Here is an 18,313-nt window from a genome sequence, read left to right on the forward strand (position 1 = left end):
TCTCGTAGTCCCGCCAAAAAATTACGTGCAAATTTTCGGACGCGGTCGGGCCGTGGGTCTCCCTGCGAAACCGGGCCTCAAAGGCGGCGCGGCGTGGGGTGGATAATGTCAAAGACCCCGCCCGGTGGGCGTTGAAGCACTACAACATGGGGATGCGTCAGAAGCGGTCGTAAGGATCCCGGGACGCTCGAAATCCGCTTTTCGAAGGGGCGGAAGTAGCGGGTTTCGGGGGCGAGAGTAGCGGGTTGGGAGGGGCGAGAGTCTCCATTCAATCTGGCCGACCGCGCAAGGCGCTGCACCAGACTCAGGGGGGGCGCGCTTCCGCTTTCGTCATCCTCCGGCGAGCGGAGCGAGACCGGGGGACCCAGCGGCGCGCGAGAGCGCGACACTGTCACGGACACCTTGCCTGAACAGATCGCCTTCGGCGCTGCTGGGTCCCCGGTCTGCGCCGCGAAGGCGCGGCTTGCCGGAGGATGACGAAAGGCGAGGCGACTACGCCGACGGCAGCAGATCCCCCGCGAACACGCGGTAGCGGCCGGCACGGACGCCGTCGGTGGCGCGGGCGATGTCGGGGGCGAAATAGTGGTCCGAGCCATAGGCCGCGGCGGCCTCGCGGACGATGGCGTAGACCTTTTCAAGGTCAGGCGAGGACGTCAGCGGGCGGTGGAATTCGATGCCCTGGGCTGCGGCCAGAAGCTCGATCCCGACCACGGCGGCGGTATTCTCGGCCATGTCCAGCAGGCGGCGGGCGCCGTGGGTGGCCATGGAGACGTGGTCCTCCTGATTGGCCGAGGTCGGGACGGTGTCGATGCTGCACGGATGGGCGACCATCCGGTTCTCGGCGACGAGGGCGGCGGCGGTGACCTGGGCGATCATGAAGCCGGAGTTCAGGCCGGATTCCTTGACCAGGAAGGCGGGCAGTTCGCTCATCTTCGGATCGACGAGGATGGCGGTGCGGCGTTCGGAGATATTGCCGATCTCGCACAGCGCCATGGCGATAGTATCGGCGGCGAAGGCGACCGGTTCGGCATGGAAGTTCCCGCCGGAGATGACGTCGCCGTCCTCGATGAAGACCAGCGGGTTGTCGGTGACGGCGTTGGCCTCGCATTCCAGCGTGGCAGCGGCGTTGCGCAGGACGTCCAGCACGGCGCCCATGACCTGGGGCTGGCAGCGCAGGGAGTAGGGATCCTGCACCTTGTGGCAGTGCTCGCGGTGACTGTCGCGGATGGCCGAGCCGGCCATCAGCTCGCGCAGACGAGCGGCGACGGCGATCTGGCCGGGCTGGCCGCGCAGGGCGTGGATGCGGGCGTCGAACGGGGCGTCGGAGCCCTTGAGCGCATCGACCGACAGGGCCCCGGCGGCCAAGCCGGCGGCGAAGGCGGCCTCGGCGGCGAACAGGCCGGCGAGGGCGAGGGCGGTCGAGCACTGGGTGCCGTTGAGGAGGGCGAGGCCTTCCTTGGGACCCAGGACCAGTGGCTTGAGGCCGACGCGGGCGAGAGCGTCCTCGGCGGACAGGAATTCGCCATTGTGACGGGCTTCACCGACGCCGATCAGGACGCAGGACATGTGGGCCAGAGGGGCGAGGTCGCCCGAGGCGCCGACCGAACCCTTGGACGGGATGCAGGGCAGGACGTCGGCGTTGACGAGGGCGATCAGGGCCTCGAGCGTTTCGCGGCGGATGCCCGAGGCGCCTTTCGACAGGCTGGCGATCTTCAGCACCATCAGCAGGCGGGTGACGCGGTCGTCCAGCAGGGCGCCGACGCCGCAGGCGTGGCTGAGGACGAGGTTCTTCTGCAGCGTCTCCAGATCGGCCGTGGCGATGGAGGTGTTGGCCAGCAGGCCGAAACCGGTGTTGACGCCATAGACGGTGCGGCCCTCGGCTACGATGGCGGCGACCACCGCTGCACCCCGGTCGACGGCGGTCCAGGCGGAGGGTGCGAGCTCGACGGTGCAGGGGACGTCGAGGACCGCGCGAAGCTGGGCGAGGGTGAGGGGGGATTGGCCGATGGTGAGGGTCATTCGAAACCTTCTCCCTTCCCCTCGAGGGGGAAGGGCAGGGGATGGGGTGGAGGCAGGATGTCGGTCGCTATGGCACGGGAGGCGACGGCGCCTATCGCGCTTGATCGGGAGAAGCTGGCGGCTCCACCCCCTCCCAACCTTCCCCCCTCGAGGGGGAGGGCTCTCATGTGAGGCTCGGCAGGTTGAGACCGTGTTCGCGCGCCGCGTCCCTGGCGATTTCATACCCCGCGTCGGCGTGGCGCATGACGCCGGTGGCGGGGTCGTTCCAAAGGACGCGCTCGAGGCGTTTGGCGGCCCCGGGCGTGCCGTCAGCGACGATGACCACGCCCGAATGCTGGCTGTAGCCCATGCCGACGCCGCCGCCATGGTGCAGCGACACCCAGCTGGCGCCCGAGGCCGTGTTCAGCAGGGCGTTCAGCAGGGGCCAGTCGGAGACGGCGTCCGAGCCGTCCATCATGGCCTCGGTCTCGCGATTGGGGCTGGCGACCGAGCCGGAGTCGAGGTGGTCGCGGCCGATGACGATGGGGCCGCTGAGTTCTCCCGAGGCGACCATGTCGTTGAACATCAGGCCGGCGCGATGGCGGTCGCCGAGGCCGATCCAGCAGATGCGGGCGGGCAGGCCCTGGAAGGCGATCCGCTCGGCCGCCATGTCGAGCCAGCGGTGCAGGCCGGCGTTGTCGGGGAACAGGGTCTTCATCGCCGCGTCGGTCTTGCGGATATCGTCCGGATCGCCGGTCAGGGCGGCCCAGCGGAAAGGGCCGATCCCCCGGCAGAACAGCGGACGGATATAGGCGGGGACGAAGCCGGGGAAGGCGAAGGCGTTCTTCACGCCCGCGTCGAAGGCGACCTGGCGGATGTTGTTGCCATAGTCGGTGACGGGAATGCCCATGGCCTGGAAATCCAACATGGCCTGAACATGATCAACGATTGATTTGCGGGCGGCCGCGGTCACGGCGGCGGGGTCGGAGACGCGCTTGTCCTCCCATTCCGCCACGGTCCAGCCCTGCGGCAGATAGCCGTTGATCAGGTCGTGGGCGCTGGTCTGGTCGGTGACGAGATCGGGGCGCACGCCGCGCCTGACGAGTTCAGGCAAAACATCCGCCGCATTTCCCAACAGACCGATGGATAAGGCTTTTCCATCAGCCTTCGCCTGATCGATCAGGGCCAGGGCCTCGTCGAGGGTTTCGGCCATGACGTCGAGGTAGCGGGTGCGCAGCCGCATCTCGATGCGGCTGCGCTGGCATTCGACCGCGAGGCAGGAGGCGCCGGCCATGGTCGCGGCCAGGGGCTGGGCCCCGCCCATGCCGCCGAGGCCGGCGGTCAGGATCCATTTGCCGGACCAGTCGCCGCCATAGTGCTGGCGTCCGGCCTCCATGAAGGTTTCGTAGGTGCCCTGAACGATGCCCTGGGTGCCGATGTAGATCCACGACCCGGCCGTCATCTGGCCGTACATCATGAGACCCTTGCGATCGAGGTCGTTGAAATGCTCCCAGGTCGCCCATTTGGGCACCAGGTTGGAATTGGCGATCAGAACCCTCGGGGCGTCGGCATGGGTGCGGAAGACGCCCACGGGCTTGCCGGACTGGACCAGCAGGGTCTGGTCGGCCTCGAGATTGCGCAGCTCCGTGACGATGCGATCGAACGACGGCCAGTCGCGCGCGGCCTTGCCGATCCCGCCATAGACCACCAGGTCCTCGGGGCGCTCGGCCACCTCGGGATCGAGGTTGTTCATCAGCATGCGCAGGGCGGCCTCGGCGGCCCAGGTCTTCGCGGTCATGTCGAGGCCGCGTGGGCTGCGAATGACGCGGGTGTTCGTCTGTTGAGTCGTCATCAGGCCTTCTAGCGCTTTCTCCCCTCGGGGGAGAAGCGCCGGTCCCTTGTCATCCCGGAATCGCCAAAGGCGATGTCCGGGACGTTTGCTGACGCTTCTGAGCTCTCCCGGAAGCCGCGCAGCGGTTGTCCGGGAGACAGGCCGGGTGGCGTCCGGCTGTCTCCCGGATCAGCCCTGACGGGCTGTCCGGGAGGTGGGGTGATGGGCGTCAGTCCCGTCCCGGCTCTCCGCTTCGCTGCGGCCGGGATGACAAGGCGGGCCACATCGGCCGTCGGAGAGGGCCGGCGCCTCGGCCTTCTCCCCTGAGCGGAGAAGGAGTTATGTGGTCGGATGACAGACTCAGAAGCCCTTCGCTGGACGAGCATCGCCGACCTCGTCGGCTGCCACCCGGACGCCCCTGTCGCCCTGATCGGCGCGGGGCTGAACGAGCGGTCGCTGACGCCGGGGCGGTGCGACCTCGGACCGAAGGCGTTCCGGGCGGTGCTGCCGCGGTTCTCGACCTATGACGTGGAGACCGGCGCCGAGCTGTCTACACGGGTGCATGACGCGGGCGACGTGGCGCTGAAGGGCATGTCGCCGGCGGACGCCTTCGCCCCGGTGCGGGATGCGGCGGCGGCGCAGGGAACGCGCGAGCTGACGGTGCTGATCGGCGGCAACAACGCCATCACCCGGCCGGGCGTGCATGCGCTGGGGCTGGACAGGGTCGGGGTGCTGACGCTGGACGCCCATTTCGACCTGCGCGACACCGATCAGGGCCTGACCAACGGCAATCCGGTGCAGGCGCTGCTCGAGGACGGGCTTTCGGGCCACCGGGTCAGCCAGATCGGCCTCGCGCCCTTCGCCAATACGAAACGGGCCCACGACAAGGCCAAGGCGGCGGGGATATCGGTGCGGACGGCGCGGGCCTGCCGTGAACTGGGCATGGCGGTGGTGGTCGCGCAGGAACTGGAACGGCTGTCGGGCCTCTGCGACGTCATCTACGTCGATTTCGACATCGATGTGATCGACCGGAGCCAGTGGCCGGCCTCGCCGGGCGCACGGCCGGGTGGGGTTTCGGTCCAGGACTTCTTCGATGCGACGCGAGTGATCGGGGCGCATGCGAAGGTCAGGGCGGTGGACCTGACGGAATACGATCCGTCGCTGGAGATCGGCGATCTCGGCTCGCTGACGGCGGGGCGGTGGTTTTGCGAACTGCTGGCGGGCTTTGCGGGAAGATGAAGGATCGTACTCAGAACCCCTCTCCCGAGGGGAGAGGGACATGAGATTGGTCACCGACTGCCGTCTGGCCATGATGACGTCGGGCGGCGAGCCGTACGGCGCCGTCGAGGACGGGGCGCTGTTGATCGGCGACGGGCGGATTGTCTGGGCGGGCGCCCGCGCCGATCTGCCGGCGCACACGGCGGTGACGACCGACCGGCTGGACGGACGCTGGGTCACGCCGGGGCTGGTCGACTGTCATACCCATCTGGTGTTCGGCGGCGACCGCTCGGGCGAGTTCGAACAGCGGCTCGGCGGGGCCACCTATGAGGAGATCGCGCGCGCGGGGGGCGGCATCGTCTCATCCGTGGCCGCGACGCGGGCGGCGTCGGAGGATGAGCTGTATGCGAGCGCGCTGGGGCGGCTGTCGGGGCTGAAGGCGACGGGGGTGACCACGGTCGAGATCAAGTCGGGCTATGGGCTCGATCGGGACAGCGAGCTGAAGATGCTGCGCGTCGCGCGGCGGATCGGGCGCGAGGCGGGCGTGCGGGTGCGCACCAGCTATCTGGGCCTGCACGCGGTGCCGCCCGAGTGGAAGGCGGACCGGGGCCGCTATGTCGATCTGGCTGTGGACGAGATCCTGCCCGCAGCCCATGCCGAGGGCCTGGTCGATGCGGTTGACGCCTACTGCGAGCCGATCGCCTTCTCGACCAAGGAGGTGGGACGGCTGTTCGACAAGGCGCGGGCGCTGGGGCTGCCTGTCAAGCTGCACGCCGACCAGTTGTCCGACGGCGGCGGGGCGGCGCTGGCGGCGCGGTTCGGGGCGCTGTCGGCGGACCATGTCGAACATACGGGCGAGACGGGCGTGCGGGCCATGGCCGAGGCCGGGGTCGTCGCCGTGCTGCTGCCCGGGGCCTATCTGATGCTGCGCGAGACCACGCCGCCGCCCGTGGAGCTGTTGCGCCGGCATGGGGTGGCGATTGCGGTGGCGACGGACTGCAATCCTGGAACGTCGCCGCTGGCCTCGATGACGGCGGCGATCAATCTGGCCTGCGTGCAGTTCCGGCTGACGCCCGAGGAGGCGCTGGCCGGGGCGACGCGGATCGCGGCGCGGGCGCTGGGTCTGGAAGGCGAGATCGGCACGCTGGAGGCCGGCAAGGCCGCCGATCTGGCGGTGTGGGATATCGAGCGGCCGGCGGAGCTGGCCTATTGGCTGGGCAAGCCGCTGCTGGCGCGGCGGATGGTCGGCGGCGTCTGGGACGCCTGAAATCGCCGAATCGCGAGATGATGCAGGCGGAGATTCGCCATGCTCAACCGGCCCGACCGCACCGAAAACCTGCTCACCGCCCTGCTGGTGGTGGTCACCGCCTTGATGGCGGCGGCGACGCTGGCGAGCCTCGGCCTGTTCAGACTCTGAGGGTCAGTCGCGCCAGGTCGTGAGGGCCGCGACGTCCGGGCGGGGCCGCTCCAGCGGCGGCTCGGCCAGGGTCCCGATGTGGATGAAGCCGGCCACACGCTCGCCCGCGCCGACGCCGTAGAGGGCCAGGGCGTCCGGATCGTAGCTGTACCAGTCGGTGATCCAGCTGGCGGCGAAGCCCAGCGCATTGGCGGCGTGTTTGAGGTTCATGCAGACGGCGCCGGCGGAGAGCTGCTGCTCCCACTCCGGCACCTTGTGGCCGGGGACGGGCACAGAGAGCACCAGAATGGTCAGGGGCGGGGCGGTCAGTTTGGACAACACCTTGGCGGCCTTGCCGGGGTCGGGCTGGCGAACAGCGAGGGGCGTGAGGGCGACGGCGAGGTCGGCGCGGCTCTGCGGGCCCATGACCACGAACCGCCAGGGGAAGAGCTTGCCGTGGTCGGGGGTGCGGGCGCCGAGCAGCAGAATGCGCTCGACCTCGACCCGCGAAGGGCCGGGTGTGGTCAGGGCCTGGGCCGGGGCCGAGCGTCGGTGCGTGAGGCGGTCCTGCATCTCGGCGGACGGGACGGGCAGGGGGAGGGCGGCTCCCAGATCGGCGTCGGTCATGGGCCTGACCTAGGCGCGCGAGGCCCGGTGCGCCATACCCGGACCCATGAGCGACTCCCACAAGACTTTCGACGACGACCGCCCGCTGCCCGGCTGGGACGATGGAAGCGACCGGCCGCCGCCGTGGCGCGACGCCGGTTCGGCCGTGACGTTCGAGAACCCCTGGCTGCGGCTGACCCGCCATGACGCGACCGCGCCGACGGGGCTGAAGGCCGACTATGTGGTGATGCGGCCGCGCAATCTGTCGGTCGGGGTGCTGCCGGTGCATGAGGACGGCACGGTGACCCTGGTCGGTCAGCAGCGCTTCGCCCTGATGAACTGGTCATGGGAGATGCCCGAGGGCGGGGCGCCGTGCGACGAGGATCCGATCGAGGGCGCGCGGCGGGAATTGGCCGAGGAGGCCGGGCTTGAGGCGGCGCATTGGCTTCCGGCCTACAAGGCCGAGATGAGCAATTCCGTGACCGACGAGCGGGCCATGGCATGGATCGCCTGGAGGCTGACGCCGGCGCCCGTCGCCCCTGATCCGACCGAGATCATCCGCGTCGTGCGCGTGCCGTTCGCCGATCTGCTGGCCGAGATCAGGACAGGAGCGATCCGGGACATGTTCACGCTGGCGACCGCGCTCCGGGCCTACCATATGGCGCGGGAAGGCGATCTGCCGCCCGAACTGGCGAAGGCCATGCTGGCGGGCGTATGATGAAGCCGAAGGAGTCCGCGATGCCCAAGCTCGAAATTGTCGCGCAGCGGTCTGACTGCTGGTCGGACCTGCGCGCCTCCGCCGAGGCGGCGACCCGGGACGAGCCGCATCTGGCGTCGCAGATGAGCGCCGTCATCCTGTCGCACGACGACTTGGCCAGCGCCCTGAGCTTCCAGATCGGGCGCAAGCTGGGCGACAGCGAACTGGGGCCGATGTCGGTCCGCGAAGTGTGCCGCGACGCCTTCGCCGCCGATCCGTCCATCGTCGCCGCCGCCGAGGCCGACCTTCAGGCCGTGGCCGAGCGGGACCCGGCGATCAAGACGCTGTTGCAGCCCTTCCTCTACTTCAAGGGATTCCAGGCCCTGCAGGCGTGGCGCGTGTCACACTGGCTGTGGACCGAGGGCCGCGAGACCCTGGCCTTCCATTTTCAGAGCCGGATTTCCGAACTGTTCCAGGTCGACATCCATCCGGCCGCGCGGCTGGGTTCCGGCCTGTTTCTCGACCACGGCACCGGCATTGTCATCGGCGAGACGGCGGTGGTCGGCGATGAGGTGTCGATGCTGCACAACGTCACCCTGGGCGGCACGGGCGCCGGGCGCGGCGACCGGCATCCGAAGATCGGCAAGGGGGTGCTGCTGGGCGCCGGGGCCAAGGTGCTGGGCAACATCACTGTCGGCGACTACGCCAAGGTGGCCTCGGGTTCGGTGGTGCTTAAGGCCGTGCCGGCGGGCTGCACCGTGGCGGGCGTGCCCGCGCGGCTGGTCAACTGCCCGACAGAGGCGACGCCGGCGCGGACGATGGACCATACGCTGGCCGACATCGTCTACGACTTCGTCATCTGACCTTCCCCTCGCGCGGGGCTTTCTCTAGGGTCCGCGCCTTCACGACAGACCTGAGGCCGAGCATGAACACCGCTGACATGAAGCGCGTCGAGACGCACCTGAAGCGTACCTTCAACACCGGCGGCATCATCCTGAAGCCGCGCGGCAAGCCCAATGACTCCTGCGAGGTCTATGTCGGCGATGAGTTCATCGGCGTCGTTTTCGAGGACGAGGACGAGGCCGGCAGCTTCATGTTCGAGATGGCCATCCTGGCGGAAGATCTGCCGGCAGACTGAGTTCTTGCCCGCTCATCCCGGCGAATGCCGGGACCCAGAAAACACCAGCGAAAGCCTGGACAGCACGCTCGAACATTCCCGACATCGACCAGGCTTCCATCCTGGCCCCGGCATTCGCCGGGGTGAGCGGATGGAAGGAACACGAAAAAGCGCCGGTGGAGCGATCCACCGGCGCTTCGTCATTTCAGGCGTTGATGGTCAGCTTTTGCCGAAGATGATCCGGCTGAGCGATGCGAAGAAGCCCTTCTTCTCTGCGGGCCTGGCCGCGGTGCGAGCCGGAGCCGCCGGCTTCGGAGCGGGCGCGAGTGCGGGCGCTGCAGCAGCGGGCCGGGGCGCGGCGGCCGGCTTGGCGACCGGCTTCGCAGCGGCTCTCGGCGCAGCCTTGGCTGCGGGCTTCTTCGCAGCGGGCTTCTTGACGGCAGGTTTCTTCACCGCCGGTTTCGCGGCGGCCTTGGGAGCCGCCTTGACTGCGGGTTTGGCGGCGGCCTTGGCGGCAGGCTTCTTCGCGACGGCCTTCGGAGCGGCGGGCCTGGCGGCAGGTTTTGCAGCGGCCTTCGGCGCGGCGCTCGACTTTGCCGCCGGTTTCGGCTTGGAAGCGGCGGGCGCCGGCTTCGGTTTGGCGGCCGCCTTAGGCTTGGATGGTGCTTTAGCCATGAATTCCCCGACCCCTCGGTTCAGTTGGTTGATGCTGGCGCAGGAGAGCACGCCAGCGCGCGTCTCGATTCGCAATGATAGCGGTGTTTGAGAAATGTCCGAGTCCGCAGTTCAAATAATCGCCCGGGGCCCGCGCGCGATCGCCGAGGCCGCCGCTGTTTCGCTGGATTCCGATCCGTTTTTGGAGGGCGCCACCTATTCGATTCTCGAGGAAGACGAGGACAAGGGCATCTGGCGAATAGACGCCTTTCCCAACGACGCCGACGACGCCCGCGGCATCGAGGCGCGGCTGAAGGCGCATGACGGCCTGACCGTAAAGGTCGAGAAACTGGCCGACGCCGACTGGCTGGCCATGTCGCTGTCGGGCCTGCCGCCCGTGCGCGCGGGCCGGTTCTTCGTTTATGGCGCGCACGACGAGGGCAGCGTGCCGGGGAATACCGTCAATCTGAAGATCGACGCGGGCGCCGCCTTCGGCACCGGGCACCACGGCACCACGGTCGGCTGTCTGATCGCCTTTGACGAACTCCTGAAGCGCGAACGGTTCGAGCGCGTTCTCGATGTCGGCTGCGGTACGGGCGTGTTGGCCATCGCGGCGGCCAGGACCGGATCGAAGGTCGCCGTCGGCACCGACATCGACAGGCCCTCGGTGCGTATCGCCAACGAGAATGCGAAGCTGAACATGGCGGACGCCCGCTTCGTGCACGCCTTCGGGCTGAATGACCGCAAGGTCCGCCAGCACGGTCCCTATGATCTGGTGTTCGCCAACATCCTGGCCCCGCCGCTGGTCTCCCTGTCGCAGGACATCAAGAACGCGCTGAGCCTCGGCGGCGTCGCCATCCTGTCGGGCCTGCTGCGGACGCAGGAGCGGCGGGTGTCGGCGGCCTATCTTTCGCGCGGCTTCGTCCTCGAGCGGCGCATCCATCGGGACGCCTGGAGCGCGCTGGTTTTGAGGCGGGTGGGTTAACAGCGGAACGGGCGTCGTCCGCAACCGTTGCGGCAGTTCAGTGGAGGAACTGCCTGTGACGCATTACGACCCCAACAACGATCCCGACCGCCGCGAGACGGTCATCACCGAGACCATCGTATCGCCAGCCCATGTGACCGAGACGGTCGAAACCGTCGTCGTGCGCGAGTCCAACACCGGCTGGTGGATCGCCGGAATCCTGGGCGCCGCGGTCCTTATCGCGGTGTTCTGGATCCTCGCGCGCGGACCCGACACGCAGTCGGACGAGGCGCTGCTCGAAGCCCAGCTCGACACCGCCGCCGCCCAGGCCCAGGCGGATTCGGCCCTGATCCAGGGCCAGGTCGCCGGAGCCCAGGCCAGCGTCGACATCGCCCGCGCCGACGCCGCCCGTTCGCAGGCCGACGCCATCCGCGCCGCCAGCGAGGCTCGCGCCGCCGAAGCCCGTGCTTCAACGCCGATGGTCATCGAGCGGGAGGTGCAGGTCCCGGCTCCCGCGATCGTCACGCCGACCGCGCCGCAGAACTGACGGCTTGCGACATGGCGGCGGGACGTTAGTTTCGCCGCCATGCGCCAGTGCTTCGACGAAACCACCGATCCGTCCTTCGGGGCGAAACATCTGCCGCGCGTGCGCGCGAAGATGGCCGAGCAGGGGCTCGACGGCCTGCTGGTCCCGCACGAGGACGAGCACCAGAACGAATACCTGCCCGCCGCCAACGACCGGCTGGCCTGGCTGACCGGCTTCACCGGTTCGGCCGGCGCGGGCGCCGTGCTGATGGACCGGGCCGCCGTGTTCGCGGACGGCCGCTATACGGTTCAGGTCAGGGCCCAGGTGGACCCGGCGCAGTTCGAGATTCTCGACCTCGTCGAGGGCGGCGTTCCGGCCTGGCTGGAGCGGGCGCCGAAGGGTTCGGTGATCGGCTATGATCCACGGCTGCACAGTCCCGACGCCCTTGCGACGCTGAAGCGTGCGGCGAAGAAGGCCGGGGCCGAGCTGAAGCCGGTCGAACCCAATCCGCTCGATCTCGCCTGGGCCGAGGAACGTCCGGAGCAGCCGACCGCGCCGGTGGTCCCGCACGAAGACCGCTACAGCGGCGAGAGCAGCGCCTTGAAACGCGCCCGCATCGGCGAGGCGGTGGCGAAGGCGGGCGCAGATGCCGCCGTGCTGACGGCGCCGGCGTCGCTGGCCTGGCTGTTCAACATCCGCGGGGGCGACGTGATCCGCACGCCCCTGCCACTCGGGCAGGCGGTGGTGAAGGCGGACGGGACGGCGCAGCTGTTCCTCGATCCGCGCAAGGTGACCAATGAACTGCCCGACTGGCTGGGCGATGCGGTGACGCTGGAAGCGCCCGCCGCGCTGGACGCCGTGCTCGACGGCCTTTCGGGCCAGAAGGTGCTGGTCGATCCGGGCCAGTCGCCGGCCTGGTATTTCGATCGGCTCGAGGCGACGGGCGCGACCGTGGTGCGCGGCATGGACCCCTGCACCCTGCCGCGAGCCTGCAAGAATCCGGTCGAGATCGAGGGCAGCCGTCAGGCGCACATCCGCGACGGCGCGGCCCTGACCCGCTTCCTGCACTGGGTCGACACCGTGGGGCAGGAGACCCTGCCGGACGAGCGCCAGATCGCCGAAGCGCTGGAGGAATTCCGCGAGGCCACCGGCGCGCTGAGGGACCTGTCGTTCGACACCATCGCCGGGGCCGGGCCCAACGGCGCCCTGCCGCACTACAAGCCCGTGACCCGCACCATCCGGCGGATGGAGAAGGGCAGTCTGTTGCTGGTGGACGGCGGCGGCCAGTATCTGGACGGCACCACCGATGTGACCCGGACGATGGCGGTGGGCGAGCCGACGGCCGCCCAGCGCCGCATGTTCACCCTCGTGCTCAAGGGCCATATCGCCATGGCTGTGGTGCGCTTCCCGGTCGGAACGACGGGCCACCAGCTGGACGCCCTGGCGCGGCTGCCGCTGTGGATGGCGGGCCATGACTACGACCACGGCACCGGCCACGGCGTGGGCTCTTATCTGGGTGTGCATGAGGGGCCGCAAAGGATCGCCAAGGCGGTCAACAGCCAGCCGCTGCTGACCGGCATGATCCTGTCGAACGAGCCCGGCTACTACCGCGAGGGCCACTGGGGCATCCGGATCGAGACGTTGCAAGTGGTGACCCCGCCGACGGCGATTCCGGGCGGCGAGCGGCCGATGCACGGATTCGAACAGCTGACCCTCGCGCCGCTGGACCGCAAGCTGATCGATGTGGATCTCCTGACGCCGGACGAGCGGGCCTATGTCGACGCCTATCACGCCGAGGTTCTGGCCAAGGTCGGACCGTTGCTGGAGGGCGAGGCGCTGGACTGGCTGCGGGGGCAGGCAGCGCCCTTGAATTAAGGCCGAACGGCGCCCATCTCCTGTGGGTCGGCGGATGCGTCGCCGGCCCCCCACAATTCACGGAGAGCGGTCATGAAGACGCGCAAACTCGGCCGCGGCGGCCCTCAGGTTTCGGCCATTGGCCTCGGCTGTATGGGTATGGCGGCCTTCTATGGCCAGGCCTCGGATGAGGCGCAGGCGACGGCGGTAATCCACCGCGCGCTCGACCTCGGCGTCACCTTCCTCGACACGGCAGAGATGTACGGTCCGCACACGAACGAGATTCAGGTCGGCAAGGCGCTGGCTGACCGGCGCGACCGGGCGTTCGTGGCGACCAAATTCGGCATCGGCTACAATGCCGAACGCACCGCCCTGGCCGTCGACGGCTCGCCGGCCAATGTGCGCCGCGCCATCGAGGGCAGCCTGAAGCGTCTGGGGATGGACCACGTCGATCTCTATTATCTGCACCGCGTCGACCCGAACACGCCGATCGAGGAGACGGTCGGGGCGATGGGCGAGCTGGTGACCGAGGGCAAGGTGCGCTTCCTCGGCCTGTCGGAGGCCTCGCCGGAGACGCTGCGCCGGGGCCATGCCGAGCACCCGATCACCGCCCTGCAGACGGAGTATTCGCTGTGGAGCCGCGAGCCGGAGGACGAACTGTTCGCGACCTGCGACGAGCTGGGCATCGGCTTCGTGCCCTACAGTCCGCTGGGTCGGGGCTTTCTCTCGGGCGAGATCAAGTCGGTCGAGGATCTGGCCGCCGACGACTTCCGACGCTCGAACCCGCGCTTCCAGGGCGAGAATTTCCAGAAGAACATCGACCTGGTCCACGCCGTCGCGGCCATTGCTGCGGACAGGGGCGTGACGGCGGCGCAGCTGGCCCTGGCCTGGGTGCTGGCCCAGGGCGAGACGCTGGTCCCGATCCCGGGAACGCGGCGCATCCGGACGTTGGAGGAGAATGCGGCGGCGGTCGATCTGACGCTGACTGCAGACGATCAGGCGCGGATCGAGGCGGTGTTTCCCAAGGGAGCGGCCTCGGGCCACCGCTATGCCGAGGCGGCGCGGGCGGCGTTGAACCGGTAGGGCGTTTCCTCCCTGTCGCGAAGCGATGGGGAGGGGGACCATGCGAAGCATGGTGGAGGGGCGCCGGCGCGCGTCGTCCACCCCTCCGTCACGGCGCGAAGCCGCGCCGCGCCACCTCCCCATTCGCTGCGCGAACAGGGAGGAGACGGGGTCAGCCGATCAGGGCCAGCCATTCGTCCTCGGTCAGGACCGTGACGCCGTGCTTGAGCGCGTCGGCCATCTTGGAGCCGGCGCCGGGGCCGGCGACGAGGTAGTCGGTCTTCTTCGACACCGAGCCGGAAACCTTGGCGCCGAGGGCCTCGGCGCGGGCCTTGGCCTCGTCGCGGGTGAATCGTTCGAGCGCGCCGGTGAAGACCACGGTCTTGCCGGCGACAGCGGTGTCGGACCTGGGTTTCTCCGCGTCCTCGATCCGATCCATTTCGCGGACCAGGGCGTCGACCATGGCCCGGTTGTGGGTCTCGCGGAAGAACAGGGCCAGCGCACGGGCGGCGACCGGTCCGACGCCGGAGACGCCGGCGATCTGGCCGAGGCCCTCGGAGGGGCCTTCGTCGCGGGCGATCGCGGCCAGGCGCACCAGTCCGGCCCAGTCGTCGGCGAGGATGGCGAGGCCGCGGCGGGCGGGGGCGGCGAGGCCGGGAAAGGCGAGGGCGATCTTCTGGTCGATGGCGGCTTCGGGCCACGGATCGGCGGCGGGCGGCGAGGCCTCGGCGAGGGCGGCGACCACGCGGGGCGAGACGGCGTGGGCCTCGTTCAGCCGGACCCAGTCCTCGCTGGGAATGCCCCCGGCGGCGGCGAGACAGGCGGTCTCGAAGGCGGACCAGGTCTCGAAGGCGCGGGCCAGGACGATAGACGTTTGTTCGCCGATGTCGCGCACGCCGAGGCCGTAGATGAAGCGGTCCAGCGCGATGGTGCGCCGGGCGTCGATGCCCGCGACGAGGTTGCGGACGCTGGTCTCGCCATAGCCGTCCTCGGCGCGCAGGGTGTCGAGCTTCCCGACGTCGCGGGCGAGGCGGAAGATGTCGGCGGGCTGGCTGATCCAGCCGCGTTCGTGGAAGGCGATCAGCTGTTTCTCGCCGAGGCCCTCAATGTCGAAAGCGCGTCGGCTGCAGAAATGCTTGAGGTGTTCGATGCGCTGGAATGGGCAGGCCAGTTCGCCGGTGCAGCGGCGCACGACGGACTCCACCCCCGAGGCGTTGGTTTCCTTCACCAGCGCGGTCTTCAGGGGGCAGATGCAGATGTGCGGGAACTCCCACGGTTCGCCGCGGCCCGGCCGGTCGGGATCGACGACACCCAATATCTGGGGGATGACGTCGCCCGCGCGCTGCAGGGTGACGGTGTCGCCGAGGCGGACGTCCAGCCGCGCGATCTCATCGGCGTTGTGCAGGGTGGCGTTGCGGACGACGACGCCGCCGACCGTGACCGGGTGCAGCCGGGCGACGGGCGTGTGCGAGCCGGTGCGACCAACCTGGATGTCGATGTCTTCCAGCACCGTCGTCGCTTGCTGGGCCGGGAATTTGTGGGCGATGGCCCAGCGCGGGGTGCGCGCGACGAAGCCGAGGCGGGACTGCCAGTCCAGCCGGTCGACCTTGTAGACCACACCGTCGATGTCATAGCCGAGGGTCGCGCGGTCGGTCTGGAGGCCGTCGTAGAGGGCCAGCAGGCCAGTCTCGTCCTCGACCCGGCGCGACCGGTCGTTGACCGGGAAGCCCCAGCTCTCCAGGGCCTCGAGCGCGCCGGCCTGGGTTTTCGCGAAGGCGGCCGAGGTCTCCCCCCAGGCGTAGGCGAAGAAGCGCAGCGGTCGCGCGGCTGTGACCGTCGGGTCCTTCTGGCGCAGCGAGCCGGCGGCGAAATTGCGCGGGTTGGCGTAGGTGCGTTGACCCTCGGCCTCGGCGGCGGCGTTGAAGGCGTCGAAGGCGTCATTGGGGGCATAGACCTCGCCCCGCACCTCGACCACGGCGGGCCAGCCCGAACCCTTCAGACGGTCGGGAATGTCCTTCAGGGTGCGCAGGTTGGCGGTGACATCCTCGCCGGCCTTGCCATCGCCGCGCGTGGCGCCGGTGACCAGCACGCCCTTTTCGTAGCGCAGGCTGGCGGACAGGCCGTCGATCTTGGGCTCGGCGACGAAGGCGATGTGTTCGTCGCCGGGCAGTTTGAGGAAGCGGCGGATGCGCGCGACGAAGTCGGTCACCTCTTCCGGAGAGAAAGCGTTGTCGAGCGACAGCATGGGCACGCCGTGGCGCACCGGGGCGAACTGGCTGGAGGCCGCCGCGCCGACCACCTGCGACGGCGAGGCGGGACTGGTCAGATCGGGAAACAGGTCCTCGATCTCGAGCGCGCGGCGCTTGAGGGCGTCATAGTCGGCGTCGGAAATCTCGGGGGCGTCTTCGGCGTGATAGAGGGCGTCGTGCCGGGCCAGCTCGGCGGCCAGCCGGTCGAGCTCCTCGCGCGCGGCGGACTCGGACAGCTGATCGACGGGGATGTCGGACATGGGGGGCTCGCCGGAAGGACTCACCGGGTCGTTCTAGCATCGGCCGACGGGGTTGCGAGGCCCGGAAGCCGGATGACAGGGAGTTAAACTGACACCGCCGCCGCGCTCGGCTAGCGTCGCGGCGATTCCCAGGAGCCCCCATGCGTCACGTTCGTCTTTTCGCCCTGTCGACCGCCCTCGGCGGCGCCCTTCTGCTGTCGGCCTGCGCCGGTCTGTTCGGACCCGAGGCGACGCCGCCCGCAGCGGCCGCGCCGGCGCCGTCGGCGATGCACGCCCAGCTGCTGGAAGATGTGCGCATCCTGTCGGCCGACGACATGCAGGGCCGCGACACCGGCGGGGCGGGCGGAGAGAGGGCGCGCACCTACATCGTCGGCCGGCTGGAGGCGCTGGGCGTCGTAGCGGCGCCGATGGGCCGGCTGCAGCCGTGGGAGATGCAGGGCCGGACCCGCGCGGGACCGAAGACGTACAACGGCGTCAATGTGATCGGGGTGATCCCCGGCACGCGCGTCACCGACCGCTATATCGTCGTCACGGCCCACTACGACCACGTCGGCGTCAACGCCGAGGGCCTGGTGTTCAACGGCGCGGACGACAACGCCTCCGGCGTGGCAACCATGCTGGCCCTGGCCGCCGATCTGAAGCGTCAGGCGCCCGAGCACAGCGTACTGATCGTGGCCCTCGACGGCGAAGAGCACGGCCTGCTGGGCGCGAAGCATTTCGTCGAGGTGCCGCCGATGCCGCTCGAATCCATCGCCATGAACCTGAATTTCGACATGACGGCGCGGGCCGAGACCGACGGCAAGCTGTGGGTCACGGGCACCTATCAGAATCCGACGTTCCGCCCCCTGCTCGAGCCGATTCCGGCCAATGGCGCGGTGGCGCTGGCCTTCGGCAAGGACACGCCGCAGGACACCGGCCAGGACAACTGGGTCGAGTCGTCGGACCACGCCGCCTTCCACCGGGCCCAGGTGCCGTTCCTGTACCTGGGGGTGAACTACCATCCGGACTATCACCGCCCGTCGGACGATTTCGAGAAGATCACGCCCTCGGTCTTCATCAGCGTAACCGAGCTCTCGATCGCCTCATTCCGGGCGCTGGACCGCGGCCTCGACCGCTAGTCGCGAGCGCAGGGTGCCCGTAAAGATACGGGCTTGAAATGGTCACGCTCGGGTCGTTTGGGTTTGATAATCGGAGGCGACCCCATGATCACGGCACATCGACCGGCATTGGACCTCGGCGCGGTTCAGAAGATTCGCAAGGCGGCCGTACTCGCGGCTCTTGTGGGGCTGGTTGGACTCGCCCTGGTCACCCAGTCGCTCGGCGGCGTCGACGGCGAATGGCACGAGCGGGTCGAGTCCATCGGGTTCGTCGCCATGATCCTGTCGATCGTCGGCCGGGCCTGGTGCTCGCTGTACATCGGCGGGCGAAAGAAGGCCGAGATCGTTGATCGCGGTCCCTATTCGATCAGCCGCAACCCACTCTATGTCTTCAGCTACATCGGCGCCTTCGGGATCGGGGCGCAGAGCGGCAGCGTCACGATCGGTCTGGGCTTTGTGCTGGCGGCCATGGCCGTCTTCTACATGACGGTCCGGCGCGAGGAGGCGTTTCTGGAACGGGAGTTCGGGGCCGTCTACATCGCCTACAAGGCCCGCACGCCGCGCTTCTGGCCGTGCTTTTCGCTGTGGCGGGATGAGGATCAGTTGACCATCCGTCCGAGCCTGTTCGTGACGACGATCCGCGACGGGCTGGTCTTCCTGCTCGCAATTCCGGTGTTTGAACTGATCGACGCCGGCCAGGCGACCGGCTGGCTGCATATCGCCGCCCACCTGCCCTGACGGTGGACAGGCGGACCGCTCCGTGGTCCGGTTGGCGCCGGACGTT

Annotated in this window: 16 protein-coding genes; 12 read left to right on the plus strand and 4 right to left on the minus strand. The window is 69.1% G+C overall.

The annotated features are described in order from the left end of the window. Positions 1-492 precede the first annotated feature (492 nt). Both hutH and hutU read right to left on the minus strand, forming a co-directional pair. Complete coding sequence (gene hutH / locus ACTIEW_RS09230) at positions 493-2,019, minus strand: histidine ammonia-lyase (RefSeq protein ID WP_439477613.1); 1,527 nt, start codon at positions 2,017-2,019, stop codon at positions 493-495. 163 nt (positions 2,020-2,182) lie between these two features. Beyond that, complete coding sequence (gene hutU, locus ACTIEW_RS09235) at positions 2,183-3,850, minus strand: urocanate hydratase (protein ID WP_439477614.1); 1,668 nt, start codon at positions 3,848-3,850, stop codon at positions 2,183-2,185. Positions 3,851-4,180: 330 nt separating this feature from the next. On the opposite strand from hutU, the gene ACTIEW_RS09240 reads away from it, so the two are divergent. Next, entirely contained in the window at positions 4,181-5,068 is an 888-nt protein-coding gene (locus tag ACTIEW_RS09240) for an agmatinase family protein (protein ID WP_439477615.1), read from the plus strand. 40 nt (positions 5,069-5,108) lie between these two features. After that, a complete protein-coding gene (gene hutI / locus ACTIEW_RS09245) occupies positions 5,109-6,314 on the plus strand; it encodes an imidazolonepropionase (RefSeq protein WP_439477616.1) in 1,206 nt (401 codons plus the stop codon). Positions 6,315-6,467: 153 nt separating this feature from the next. Here the strand turns inward: hutI and ACTIEW_RS09250 are convergent, their stop codons facing one another. Beyond that, on the minus strand, positions 6,468-7,070 hold the full coding sequence (locus tag ACTIEW_RS09250; RefSeq protein WP_439477617.1) for a nitroreductase family protein: 603 nt from the start codon (positions 7,068-7,070) through the stop codon (positions 6,468-6,470). A 46-nt stretch (positions 7,071-7,116) separates the two neighbouring features. On the opposite strand from ACTIEW_RS09250, the gene ACTIEW_RS09255 reads away from it, so the two are divergent. From ACTIEW_RS09255 to ACTIEW_RS09290, 8 genes are all read left to right on the plus strand, one after another. Next, complete coding sequence (locus tag ACTIEW_RS09255; protein WP_439477618.1) at positions 7,117-7,767, plus strand: NUDIX domain-containing protein; 651 nt, start codon at positions 7,117-7,119, stop codon at positions 7,765-7,767. 20 nt (positions 7,768-7,787) lie between these two features. Further along, positions 7,788-8,609, plus strand: a complete 822-nt coding sequence (cysE, locus tag ACTIEW_RS09260; protein ID WP_439477619.1) for a serine O-acetyltransferase — start codon at positions 7,788-7,790, stop codon at positions 8,607-8,609. Between the two features lie 62 nt (positions 8,610-8,671). Next, the gene (locus ACTIEW_RS09265) at positions 8,672-8,884 is read left to right on the plus strand and encodes a DUF3126 family protein (RefSeq protein WP_292173537.1); all 213 of its coding nucleotides are present in this window, start codon (positions 8,672-8,674) and stop codon (positions 8,882-8,884) included. Positions 8,885-8,888: 4 nt separating this feature from the next. Next, positions 8,889-9,629 (plus strand): hypothetical protein, encoded by a 741-nt coding sequence (locus ACTIEW_RS09270; protein WP_439477620.1) that lies wholly within the window; start codon positions 8,889-8,891, stop codon positions 9,627-9,629. 3 nt (positions 9,630-9,632) lie between these two features. Next, entirely contained in the window at positions 9,633-10,502 is an 870-nt protein-coding gene (locus ACTIEW_RS09275) for a 50S ribosomal protein L11 methyltransferase (RefSeq protein WP_439477621.1), read from the plus strand. A gap of 55 nt (positions 10,503-10,557) precedes the next feature. After that, a complete protein-coding gene (locus ACTIEW_RS09280; RefSeq protein WP_439477622.1) occupies positions 10,558-11,028 on the plus strand; it encodes a hypothetical protein in 471 nt (156 codons plus the stop codon). A gap of 39 nt (positions 11,029-11,067) precedes the next feature. Next, positions 11,068-12,882 carry an aminopeptidase P family protein gene (locus ACTIEW_RS09285; RefSeq protein ID WP_439477623.1) on the plus strand — a complete coding sequence of 605 codons (1,815 nt, stop codon included), beginning with the start codon at positions 11,068-11,070 and terminating at the stop codon, positions 12,880-12,882. Positions 12,883-12,954: 72 nt separating this feature from the next. After that, entirely contained in the window at positions 12,955-13,944 is a 990-nt protein-coding gene (locus tag ACTIEW_RS09290; protein WP_439477624.1) for an aldo/keto reductase, read from the plus strand. 151 nt (positions 13,945-14,095) lie between these two features. Here ACTIEW_RS09290 and ligA read toward each other — a convergent pair whose 3' ends face one another. Next, on the minus strand, positions 14,096-16,432 hold the full coding sequence (ligA, locus tag ACTIEW_RS09295) for an NAD-dependent DNA ligase LigA (RefSeq protein ID WP_439477625.1): 2,337 nt from the start codon (positions 16,430-16,432) through the stop codon (positions 14,096-14,098). Positions 16,433-16,572: 140 nt separating this feature from the next. On the opposite strand from ligA, the gene ACTIEW_RS09300 reads away from it, so the two are divergent. Both ACTIEW_RS09300 and ACTIEW_RS09305 read left to right on the plus strand, forming a co-directional pair. After that, positions 16,573-17,550 carry a M28 family peptidase gene (locus ACTIEW_RS09300; RefSeq protein ID WP_439477626.1) on the plus strand — a complete coding sequence of 326 codons (978 nt, stop codon included), beginning with the start codon at positions 16,573-16,575 and terminating at the stop codon, positions 17,548-17,550. Between the two features lie 84 nt (positions 17,551-17,634). Beyond that, positions 17,635-18,267 carry a methyltransferase family protein gene (locus ACTIEW_RS09305; protein WP_439477627.1) on the plus strand — a complete coding sequence of 211 codons (633 nt, stop codon included), beginning with the start codon at positions 17,635-17,637 and terminating at the stop codon, positions 18,265-18,267. Positions 18,268-18,313: the final 46 nt, after the last annotated feature.

The organism is Brevundimonas sp., from assembly GCF_051860745.1.
Lineage (GTDB): Bacteria > Pseudomonadota > Alphaproteobacteria > Caulobacterales > Caulobacteraceae > Brevundimonas.